This is a genomic window from Rhodococcus sp. 14-2496-1d, from assembly GCF_002259365.1.
In the GTDB taxonomy this organism is placed as follows: Bacteria; Actinomycetota; Actinomycetes; order Mycobacteriales; family Mycobacteriaceae; genus Rhodococcoides.
In genome coordinates this window covers 1-1442 of the sequence record NZ_NPFV01000042.1, presented here as the reverse complement: position 1 = coordinate 1442, position 1442 = coordinate 1, and the positions used below count along the sequence as shown (strand labels likewise).

At 64.6% G+C, this 1442-nt stretch carries 2 protein-coding genes; both read left to right on the top strand.

What is annotated here, in order from left to right; translation table 11 throughout:
• Positions 1-19: 19 nt before the first annotated feature.
• A complete protein-coding gene (gene rfbA / locus CH296_RS28175) occupies positions 20-895 on the top strand; it encodes a glucose-1-phosphate thymidylyltransferase RfbA (RefSeq protein WP_045198019.1) in 876 nt (291 codons plus the stop codon).
• On the top strand, positions 892-1442 hold a 551-nt coding region (locus CH296_RS28170; protein WP_094686266.1), incomplete at its 3' end, for a dTDP-4-dehydrorhamnose 3,5-epimerase family protein. The genes rfbA and CH296_RS28170, both read left to right, overlap by 4 nt.

Below are 1442 nucleotides of genomic sequence, written 5' to 3'. Positions count from 1 at the left end.
TCTGGAAGACTTCGCCGTCATGCGGGGAATCATTCTGGCGGGCGGCACGGGCTCGCGTCTTCATCCGATCACGATGGGCGTCAGCAAGCAGCTGGTCCCGGTCTACGACAAACCGATGATCTACTACCCGCTCTCGACTCTGATCCTGGCCGGGATCCGCGAGATCCTCGTCATCACCACACCCCAGGACGCCGACCAGTTCACGCGTCTGCTCGGTGACGGCTCCCAATTCGGCATCGACTTGACCTACAAGGTCCAACACGAGCCCAACGGCCTCGCCCAGGCGTTCGTGTTGGGTGCCGACCACATCGGCACCGACTCCGCGGCATTGGTGTTGGGCGACAACATCTTCTACGGCCCCGGCCTGGGCACCCAACTGTCTCGCTTCGACACCATCGACGGCGGAGCCGTCTTCGCCTACGAGGTCTCCGACCCCACCGCCTACGGCGTCATCGAATTCGATGCGAACCGAAAAGCCATCTCCCTCGAAGAAAAACCCGCCGCCCCGAAATCGAACTACGCCGTCCCGGGGCTGTACTTCTACGACAACGACGTCATCGCCATCGCCCGCGACCTGCAGCCGTCCGCGCGTGGGGAATACGAGATCACCGACGTCAACCGCCACTACCTCGAGGCCGGCCGCCTCCAGGTCGAAGTCCTCCCGCGCGGTACCGCCTGGCTCGACACCGGCACCTTCGACTCGCTGCTCGACGCCTCGAACTACGTGCGCACCATCGAACAACGTCAGGGCCTGAAGATCGGGTCCCCCGAAGAGGTGGCGTGGCGACGCGGATTCATCACCGACGACGAACTGCGCGCCCGCGCGGAGACACTCGTCAAATCCGGGTACGGCCGCTACCTGCTGGACCTGATCGACCGAGGACACCGAGCATGAGCTTTCGCGAGTTGAGCATCGCCGGTGCCTACGAGTACACCCCACGCCAGTTCGGCGACGATCGCGGTGTGTTCTTCGAATGGTTCAAAGCCGGCCTCTTCGCCGAGACCACCGGGCGGTCGTTGGACCTGTTGCAGGCGAACTGCTCGGTCTCCGCAGCCGGGGTCCTGCGTGGAATCCACTTCACCACCAACCCACCCGGACAAGCGAAATACGTCACCTGCGCCCGCGGAGCGTTCCTCGACGTGATCGTCGACCTCCGCGTCGGGTCACCGACCTTCGGGCAGTGGGACAGCGTGCTGATCGACGACATCGACCGCAGAGCAGTGTTCCTGTCCGAAGGACTCGGCCACGCCATCCTCTCGCTCGAGGACAACTCGACCGTCATGTACCTGTGCAGCCTCGAGTACACCCCGGACCTGGACCGCGACATCAACCCACTCGACCCCGCCCTGGGCATCGACTGGCCCACCACCGCACGCGACGGATCGCCCCTGACCTACGAACTCTCCGACAAGGACACAGCCGCCCCCACCCTCGCCGAAGC

Bases quoted from the DNA above. Each gene is read 5' to 3' on its own strand.
- rfbA (WP_045198019.1), top strand. From the start codon at position 20: ATGCGGGGAATCATTCTGGCGGGCGGCACGGGCTCGCGTCTTCATCCG.